9 protein-coding genes are annotated in these 7,908 nt (G+C 59.6%); 3 read left to right on the forward strand and 6 right to left on the reverse strand.

Features of this window, described 5'->3' with window-relative positions; genetic code table 11:
* The coding region (locus HQL63_15200) for a hypothetical protein (protein MBF0178171.1) at positions 1-327 on the reverse strand (327 nt) is incomplete at its 3' end.
* On the reverse strand, positions 324-653 hold the full coding sequence (locus HQL63_15205) for a DUF2190 family protein (protein ID MBF0178172.1): 330 nt from the start codon (positions 651-653) through the stop codon (positions 324-326). The genes HQL63_15205 and HQL63_15200, both read right to left, overlap by 4 nt.
* Before the next feature lie 72 nt (positions 654-725).
* Here HQL63_15205 and HQL63_15210 point away from each other — a divergent pair, with 72 nt between their 5' ends.
* Together HQL63_15210 and HQL63_15215 are read left to right on the forward strand one after the other, a co-directional pair.
* Positions 726-950 (forward strand): AbrB/MazE/SpoVT family DNA-binding domain-containing protein, encoded by a 225-nt coding sequence (locus HQL63_15210; protein MBF0178173.1) that lies wholly within the window; start codon positions 726-728, stop codon positions 948-950.
* A 3-nt stretch (positions 951-953) separates the two neighbouring features.
* A complete protein-coding gene (locus tag HQL63_15215) occupies positions 954-1,346 on the forward strand; it encodes a type II toxin-antitoxin system death-on-curing family toxin (protein ID MBF0178174.1) in 393 nt (130 codons plus the stop codon).
* Between the two features lie 6 nt (positions 1,347-1,352).
* On the opposite strand, the gene HQL63_15220 is transcribed toward HQL63_15215, so the two are convergent.
* Genes HQL63_15220 through HQL63_15235 form a run of 4 tightly spaced genes read right to left on the reverse strand, consistent with a single transcriptional unit; the run spans position 1,353 to position 6,990 of the window.
* Complete coding sequence (locus HQL63_15220; protein MBF0178175.1) at positions 1,353-3,401, reverse strand: peptidase U37; 2,049 nt, start codon at positions 3,399-3,401, stop codon at positions 1,353-1,355.
* Complete coding sequence (locus tag HQL63_15225; GenBank protein ID MBF0178176.1) at positions 3,391-4,857, reverse strand: phage portal protein; 1,467 nt, start codon at positions 4,855-4,857, stop codon at positions 3,391-3,393. The genes HQL63_15220 and HQL63_15225 overlap by 11 nt, the downstream gene beginning before the upstream one ends.
* Positions 4,858-4,861: 4 nt before the next feature.
* Positions 4,862-5,065 (reverse strand): hypothetical protein, encoded by a 204-nt coding sequence (locus HQL63_15230; protein ID MBF0178177.1) that lies wholly within the window; start codon positions 5,063-5,065, stop codon positions 4,862-4,864.
* Entirely contained in the window at positions 5,062-6,990 is a 1,929-nt protein-coding gene (locus HQL63_15235; protein MBF0178178.1) for a phage terminase large subunit family protein, read from the reverse strand. Before HQL63_15235 ends, HQL63_15230 begins: the two co-directional genes overlap by 4 nt.
* Before the next feature lie 134 nt (positions 6,991-7,124).
* Here HQL63_15235 and HQL63_15240 point away from each other — a divergent pair, with 134 nt between their 5' ends.
* Positions 7,125-7,901: a DUF3489 domain-containing protein gene (locus HQL63_15240; GenBank protein ID MBF0178179.1), complete on the forward strand. Its 777-nt coding sequence runs from the start codon at positions 7,125-7,127 to the stop codon at positions 7,899-7,901.
* Positions 7,902-7,908: the final 7 nt, after the last annotated feature.

Genomic DNA, 7,908 nt, shown 5'->3' on the forward strand with positions numbered 1-7,908 from the left:
CGCCATTTCCCGGCCAACCGGTTGAACGTCTACCACTTGGTAGACGGTGCCGTTTACGGTCACCTCATCTCCGGCATTGGGAAAGAACCCCAGATCGGACGGACGCAATTCCAGGGTGGTTTGCGGCACTGCAATGTCCAGGCTGTTATCCCCTGAGCCCATGAGAGTGAGGTCGGCATTGTGTTCATTAAAAATTCCCGTGACCTCAATAATCTGTTCCGCCCGTTCTGGATGATTGCGCAGGGCAGGACGATAGCTGACCGGGACACCGAACGTGGTGAAGCATGACTGATTCGTCAAAGTGAGCAGCTTTTCCCACCTGTTCACGTTACCACCCCGTTCAACCGCACCCGGACGGTACCGTCCCCGACAGCGGAAGCCTGAGTGGCACAGCCGATAAGAGTGTTGTTGGTGGCCGTTGTGGTGAGATTCTTGGCCGTGTTGTCCCAATAAACCTTGGTTCCCTGGGTGACGGCCACCGCCGCCTTGGGCAGATCCACCACCCCTTCGGTGAGCATTTCCACGTTGGTGTTGATGGCCGTCGTGGAAAGAGCCACCCCGAACAGGGCACCGACCAGCAGGCCGTCGCCGCTGTTCACGGCGACAGGGGCGACCACCGTGATGGTGTCGCCCGGTTGAAGGTAATTTTTCATCGTTGCATTCCTCAGAATGGTGGATAGGTGTTCTTACGTCTGTTATAATGCCCCCCAAAAGGAGCCTACCAAATGAAGACATTGCGTTTGACCGCCATTGGTAATTCCACCGGTGTCGTGTTCCCCAAAGAGATCCTTGCCAGGCTTCGGGTCGAAAAAGGGGATGCACTGTATGTTGTGGAAACCAAGGCAGGTATTGAACTGACCCCCTACGATCCAGAGTTTGCCAGCCAGATGGACTTGGCCGAGGAGATCATGCACGAAGAGCGTGACGTTCTCCGCAAACTGGCCGAATAGTCGATGGGCACGCCCATCTGGGTCGGGAAAGAGGTGGCGCTGGCCATCCACAAACGCCAATTGGCAGAATATGGAGGGGGTGATGGCGTCCGTGATGAGGGTCTCCTGGAATCCGCACTGGCCAGGCCGGTCAACCGGTATGCCTACGGCAATCCACAACCGACATTGGCGGAACTGGCTGCCAGCTATGCGTTTGGCCTTACCCACAACCATCCGTTTATAGATGGCAACAAGCGGGTTGCCTACGTGGTCTGTCACCTGTTCCTGCGTTTGAACGGCAAGCGATTGGTTGCCGCAAACACAGAAAAATACCGAAAGTTTCTCTCCCTGGCCCAGGGCAGCATGGAGGAGGGGGCACTTGCCTCATGGATCCATGCCCACCTCCAAACTCTCTGACAAACATCAGGCCCCCGGATTTTTGTACATTCCGCGCCAGTCAATGGCCTTGGCACCGAAATCCAACCGGGCCTTGATCTCCACCCCGTCCACGTCAAAGCCGACGCGGGTTTCGATGTAGACACCGTTCTGACCTTCCAGATAGGCATACTCGATGGTATCGATCTGCCCGGGGTTGGCCGACATGTACCATGCCTTGTCGCCGTTGACGGCAGCATCCAGACGGGGTTCGGCAATCACCGTCAGGGTGCGCAGGGACTGCGGCACCACGTCGGTGGATTTGGCTGGGACCATGTTCACCGCCAGCAGTTGCTCGGCAGTCACCTCCAAGGCTGCCGGAACAATGATGAAGGCCGGACGGACATTGATGATGGTCTGGCCATCCACCCCGGTCTGGGTACCCATGCTCTTGCGGGCGGTGCCCAGGGTGGCGACGGAGATGGTTGCACCAGAGGCTGCCAGATTTTTGTGACTGGCATGGAACAGGGCAATGCCATCCCCCATATTCGGGTTGGCGGTGATGATGCCCCATACCACGTCGCTCTCCAGATTGGCCGCCGCCACCCCGAACAGTTGAGGAATGCGGGTGAAGGCGTTCAGATCATCGTTGACCAGCACCTGCCGGGAGATGGAGATGATTTTGCCGTAGGTCTCCACCCGATAAGACTCTTTGCCTTCGCCGAGCGGTCCCCGCTTGTATTCACCGCCCTCGTTGACCTTGTCCAAAGCCGGAGCCTCTCCCAACTGCACCCGGGACATGGCCTTGAAGTCGCTGGCGGTCACCTGCCGGCAGAAGGGTTGAAAGGTACGCGGAGCGGCTTCATAGGCGGTGCGTAGGGTTTTGTTGGCCACGTTGGCCAGAATGTTCGGAAAGTCCGACTCGGTGTGCAAAGCGCGGGTGGCCAGTTCATACCGGGTCAGCCCCCGGGTGGTATGAACGCCACCACCGCTGCTCTCCACGAACATGCGGGCCATCTCCAGCAAGGTGAGACCCCGCCACTCGCGGGCAGCGTCGGAGAGTTTGTGCGCCGTCGGGTCAAAACGGTGCAACAGGGCATTCTCCACCGCCGCATTGCGGGTGCTCCGCTCGTCCTGACCGCTCATCACCACATGGTTGCGGATTTCGCCCGTACTGCTGGAACGGCGGGCCGCCTCATCGATCAGATGCCGACGAGCTTCGTCCAGGCCGACACCCTCTTTGACCAGGCGGTCGGCAAAGGCACGGTCCACCTTCAGCTTTTCCTGGGCATCGTAGATGTCTACCGTCCGTTGCCGTTCGGCAGCAACCGCCTGTCGGGTCATGGTTTCGGCATCCTCCGCTCTGGCAGAACGGGTCGGCGCAGGGGAATCAACAGGCTTGGCTGGGGTGGTGGATCGGACCATCGCTTCTTCCTGAGGTTGGGTCAGCACAGGCACCTCCGTCGCCTGACGGATGGACACTTCGGTGACGGACTCTGCCGCCACTTCAGCTTTTACGGGTTCGGACATTTCATCAGCTCCTCTGATTTGGGTCAGTTGACAGGGGTGTTTGGTTGGTTCGGTGGAGCGGAAGCCCGCACCGGGATCGGCACCAATCGGCACGGCGGACAACTCCATGGGCATCCAGTCCACCGCCCGCCAGAGCGGAACCTTGCCGCGTTCTTCGGTAACCTCATACTTGCGGACCATGTAGCCCACCGAGACGTTGCGCAGGATGCCTTCCAGAACATCCTTGAAGATGGCGGCAACCCCGTCCCGGCTGGAAAAACGCACCACAGCCCGGCCTTCACCATCAGCAACCCAGGCCCGTTCCACCACGCCCAGGATGCTATCCAGGGATGAGGCGTCATGGCTATTCAGCAGGGGTGCCCCGCTATTCAGCCGGGAGAGGTCCACATGCGCAGCCTCTACGGAGAGGGTCTCGTCATACGGCTTGCCGGTCCGCCAGTCGGTCCGGCGCACGGCGGCTCCGGTAGACCAGACCATCTCGACGGTGCGTTCCTCGCCATTCACCGTTCCTGGAACAAAATTGGCCGACCTGACCTGCATCGGCAGATCGATCTGTTTATGCGGCATTGGCAGTCTCCGTTGGCTTGGGTTGGCCGTTTTTCGTTGTTTTGCGGGCATCAATATCGACGATGATCTTGTACAGATCCCAGATCTGGTACATCTCGTTGAACTCAGCCATCACCACGTCGGGATCGTACCCCTGGCGGGAAACCGCCGTCTGCGGTGACATCAATCCGGCCCGCACCGCGAGAATTTCCGCCATGATGTCCTTTTGCGGGTCAACGGCCTCAAACCGGGGTGGCGTCCATTGCAAGCGGATGGGGACATTGCCGATCAACCCGGCGGCCTGGGCGGTGGACAAAAAGCGGTTCCAGACCGGCTGGCAAATCTGCGGGATCAGCACATGCCGCTGCGTTGCATCCACCCGACGGCGGAACTCAATCAGGCCCGCCCGAATGGAGGAGTAGTTGACCTTGGAAAGGTCGCCGGTGAGCAGCTCATAGGTCAGCCCCAGGCCAGCCGCCACCGCATGGTTGTGCAACTGTGCATATTCGGCATACCCAGAGGTAGAGGCCGGTTGGCCGAAACGGATGTCCCGGCCTGGAGGCAGGTATTCCAGCATGCCGGGCACCAGATCCTCTATTTGCTTGAATGACTCCTCCTCGCCACCCGTATTGGGGGGCGGTTCTGCGTTGGTGACAAAGCCGACGAAGCAGGCCTCCATCTTCTTGCGCACCAGCTCCGACATGTCGTAGTCGTCCAGGTCACGCATGCGCAGCAGGGCCGGGGCGAACCAGGTGACACCCCGGTTTTGGCCGGGACGCAGACGATCGTACAGATGCAGCACATCCGTGGCCGAGATGCGGACACTCTTGGCCATCCCCTGCCTGGCTGAGCCAGGATGGCGAGGATAGATCCAATAAGCCGCTCGCATCCCGAACGAATCAAACTCGATACCCTGCTGGATGAAGCCACCCCCCGGCAGATCCCGGTCGGCGGTACTGTCCAGGTGGTCACACTCCAGCACCCGCAGTTGCAACGGCACCCGCAGGCCAAACGACGATGGCCGGTTGATCAGGTGCAGAAGGCATTCGCCGCTCTCCACCATGCTGCGGGCCATGAGTGTCTGGATGCCGTAGAAGGTGGTGCGACCATCGGCATCGCAATTTTCCGTGAAGGCATCCCACAGATCGGTGATCCGGTCGTCCAACTCTTGCGTGGCCGCCTTGGGACGGGGACGAATGCCTGCGCCGATCATGCTGGAAGCGTGTGTCATCACGGCTTTCGCCGCATACGGGTTGTTCCTTACCAAGTCCCTGGCCCGGTCCCGCAACCGGACGGCGGCCATGGCAATCTCGGCGTTGGCATCACTGCCCGCCGTGGTCCAACCACTGGTCAACCGTCCGGTCTTGGCCCCGTCATAGCCACGACGCAGGGCCTGCAACACATTCCTGGCGCGAGCACGACGCATCGCCGCCTCCGGTGCGATCCATCCCACCAGGCCATCCAACCATCTCGCCATGTCGTTACTCCCTGGAAAAACCCAAACGGGTGCGGGTGGGGCGCGATTTTCCGGCAGTCACGGCCAGTTCGCTTTCAATGGTCCGAATGCGACGCAGCAGATCCGACTCGGAGCCGTATTCCACCGTCTTGCCGTCATGGGTGACGCGCAGGGCACCGGCGGCATAAGCCTCTTTCAGCACGTCCAATTCTGCTTGCGTGAAACTCATTTTCGTCTCCCATCCAACCACCTGTCGCGCAGCGGTCCTAACCAAGAGGAGTTGCGGGGTTTGTCTGAAACGATGACCTTCGGCTTTTTCGGCTCAATGATCTTCGGTGCAGCGACAACAACGACCTCTGGCAGCGGCACCCCCTCTTTCAGGGGATACTGCTCACGCTGGTCGGCCTCCTTGTTCAACTGCAGCCCCATGCCCATCAACCCGTGCAGGGCCGCCATGGCATAAACCCGACAGTCCAACGCCTCGTTGCGTTCGTGCGACTTTTTGACCCACTCCCGGATGGGACGGCCTTTGCTGTAGCGGGTAGTGATCTTTTCCGCCGTCAACTGCCGGAACCACTCGGCATCCCGATCCAGGGGAAAATGGCAGTACCCAGGGCCGGGTTCTTTCAAGCGCAGGCGGGAGTAGATGGACTCCTTCGCCGCATCCACACCCACCATGAAATGGGGCACCCGGCCCTTGTTGTTGCGACTGGAGCGACGCGGCCAGATGGGTTTGCCCATACCGCCCAGCCCCTTGATGGCCCAGATGCGTCGTTCCTGTCGGGCCCGGCAAAAGGTGTAGGCTTCCATGGAACGGTGACCACCGGTGTCGATGGCAGCCGCCCGAACGTAGAGGTCGGATACCTGCCGGGCATGGGGATAGGCACGGTACAGGATGTTTTCCAGATCCTGCCAGACAGAAGGCCCTGCCGGGTCACCCCACAACACCCAGTAGGCCACCGACCAGGACTCTTCATCCCGGCCCCAGCCGACAATTTCCAACTCCAAACGGTCGTCCTGGACATCGACACCGGCGGTGAGGAGAACGATGCCGGGTGGCAGCAGTGGGCCAAACATCTCCCGCCGCGCCATCAGCCCATCGCCATCCAACTGCTCGGCACTCTCTTCCCAGGTTTCACCCAGTTTGGTATTGACCCAAACCTTCAACCGGGATGGATCGCGATAAACCTGCCCATGCTCCAGGGCAATGTCACCCCAGGAGGTCCAGCCATGCGGAGAATAGAGGCTGGAGAGGTGAAACCCGGCCACTTTGCTGCCGCCTGGGTTTTCTGCAATCCATTGGCCGTGTGCCAGCATCCATCCCTTCTGATAGTCCTGGATGGGGACACCGCAATGAATGCATTCGTAGAAAGCCTGCTCCCTATCCCCTTCAGGCCAGCGCATCTGTTTCCACTCCAGCACCTGCAGGGCCTGGCAGGATGGACAGGGCACCCAGTAGCGTCGCCGGTCGCTCTCCTGGTAGGCTGCTTCGATCCGGCTGAACCCTTTGATGGTGGGAGTCGAAACCATCAGAATCTTGCGGTTGGCAAAGGTGACCGTGCGTTGGGTGGCCAATGCCACCGGATCCCCCTCGCCATCGGCATCACCCGGATAGCCATCGATTTCATCCATGAACAGGTAGCGGATGGGCATGGAACGCAGCCCCACTGCCGAATTGGCTCCGGTCAGAATCAGGACACCGCCAGGGAACTCTTTCCCCAGGATGGTGTTGCCGGAATCGCGGGATCGGGGATCCTTGACCAGATCCTTCAGCACGGTGCTGATTTCGATCAGCGGATCGATCCGTTGTTTGGAATGCCGCTTGGCGGTCTCCACCGTGGGCTGGACCAGCAGCATGGGGCCGGGAGCCTGGTGGATGACATATCCCAACCAACAGAGGCCTGCCTCGGTCCCCCCAAGCTGCGCACCTTTCATGAACACCACCCGCTCCACCGCTGACGATGGCGACAGGCAATCCATGATCTCCTGGAGATACGGAGTCCGGCTGGTGCGCCAGAGGCCGGGTTCTCCAGAGGCAACCGAAGAGAGCATGCGGTACTGGTCCGCCCAGGCAGAAACCGTCAACAAGGGATCCGGCTTCAGCCCCTGCAGAAAGGCCGCACTATAGGTGAGCGACTGCGTGTTGCCAGACATTTTACGGCTCCTTCTTTGTCCGGAAATTTGTTTATAAATCTATTCAAAAACAACATATTGTGCTTGATGGTGTTTGGCAGTGTATGGCTTCATGGTGTCCAAGGAAGACCACCAACCACCAAGGAGAAACACACATGAGCAACCTGACGGAAACCCAACAAACCACCCTGGAAGCCGCTGCCAAACGCCCCAACGGTTCCATCCACCCCCTGCCGGACAACGTCAAGGGAGGTGCCGCCAAGAAGGTGATCAAGGCATTGCACCAACAGGGTCTGATCGAGGAGATCGAAACCGACGTCTGGCGCATCACCAAGACGGGTTACGCGGCCATCGGCATGGAGGCACCCCAGGAAATTGAAGAAGAAAGCGACACAGACAACGCCGGTGGCGCAGAGACTGCCGACAACGAAGCCACCCTGGCTGACACCGAGGCAGATGCCACCAACGACAGTAATCAGCCAGATGAAGAACCGGGTGATGCCGACTTTGAAGCGGATGTCGCCGCCGCAGAGCAATCCGTGGAGGCAGCCGACGAAACCCTCCCCGAAGTCATCGATACCATCGCAAAACAGTACATCCAGGATCATGGGTTCCGGGTAACCCGCGAGAATCTGGAAAAGGCGTTGCTCGAAGCCTTCAAGGCTGGACAAGCCAGCAACACACCAAAAACCAGGACGCCCAGAGAGAATTCCAAAAAGGCCATCGTGATGGCCCTGCTCCAACGCCCGGAAGGAGCCTCCCTGCAGCAGATTGAACAGTCCACTGGCTGGAATTCAAACACTGTGAGGGGCTTTCTTTCCCTCGCCAAAAAGAAGCAGGGGTTGAACCTGGAAACATTCCGCACCAGGATGCATGGGACCAACATGCAGGGTGCACCCGGTTCCTTTACCGTGTACAAAGTGGTCCCGTAACCACACG

The organism is Magnetococcales bacterium (assembly GCA_015231175.1).
Classification (GTDB): domain Bacteria; phylum Pseudomonadota; class Magnetococcia; order Magnetococcales; family DC0425bin3; genus HA3dbin3.

What these genes read in the sequence shown, in the direction of transcription:
- HQL63_15205 (MBF0178172.1), bottom strand. Translation starts at nt 653, where the DNA reads ATGAAAAATTACCTTCAACCGGGCGACACCATCACGGTGGTCGCCCCT.
- HQL63_15210 (MBF0178173.1), top strand. Translation starts at nt 726, where the DNA reads ATGAAGACATTGCGTTTGACCGCCATTGGTAATTCCACCGGTGTCGTG.
- HQL63_15215 (MBF0178174.1), top strand. Translation starts at nt 954, where the DNA reads ATGGGCACGCCCATCTGGGTCGGGAAAGAGGTGGCGCTGGCCATCCAC.
- HQL63_15220 (MBF0178175.1), bottom strand. Translation starts at nt 3,401, where the DNA reads ATGCCGCATAAACAGATCGATCTGCCGATGCAGGTCAGGTCGGCCAAT.
- HQL63_15225 (MBF0178176.1), bottom strand. Translation starts at nt 4,857, where the DNA reads ATGGCGAGATGGTTGGATGGCCTGGTGGGATGGATCGCACCGGAGGCG.
- HQL63_15230 (MBF0178177.1), bottom strand. Translation starts at nt 5,065, where the DNA reads ATGAGTTTCACGCAAGCAGAATTGGACGTGCTGAAAGAGGCTTATGCC.
- HQL63_15235 (MBF0178178.1), bottom strand. Translation starts at nt 6,990, where the DNA reads ATGTCTGGCAACACGCAGTCGCTCACCTATAGTGCGGCCTTTCTGCAG.
- HQL63_15240 (MBF0178179.1), top strand. Translation starts at nt 7,125, where the DNA reads ATGAGCAACCTGACGGAAACCCAACAAACCACCCTGGAAGCCGCTGCC.